1 protein-coding gene is annotated in these 513 nt (G+C 43.1%); it reads left to right on the forward strand.

Features of this window, described 5'->3' with window-relative positions; translation table 11 throughout:
- On the forward strand, positions 1-513 hold a 513-nt coding region (locus tag ACS8FD_RS24720; RefSeq protein WP_439277788.1), incomplete at both ends, for a uracil-DNA glycosylase family protein.

Here is a 513-nt window from a genome sequence, read left to right on the forward strand (position 1 = left end):
CTTTCGAGCCTGTCTTGCCACCCAATGCTACGGTCATGATGATGGGGACATTTCCGCCTACCGCTGACAAATGGGCTATGCGCTTTCATTATCCTAACTTCTATAATGATATGTGGCGCATTTATGGTGGCGTATTTTTTGACGATGTAAACTATTTTAGAGTAGGGGATGAAAAGCGTTTTGATCCTGAGCGTATTCGCAACTTTTTGTTTGAACGTGGCATTGCTTCGTGCCCAACGGTCAAGCAAGCGATTCGAGAAACGGGTAATGCTTCTGACAAAAATTTAACCGTCGTCACTCCCGTTAATTTAGATGACATTTTGCCAAGAGTTCCCAAAGTGCAGGCGCTGTTTACAACAGGCGGCAAAGCCACAGAAGTTTTAATTGATTTACTGGATAGCTCATTACCAAAGTCGAAACATCCAAAGACCAATCAAAGTATGGCTTACCCTTATAAGGGGCAAAGCGAAAATTCTGATCTAACAGCGACTACAGTGGATGACTTAACCTTAT

The organism is Psychrobacter sp. 1U2 (assembly GCF_051847575.1).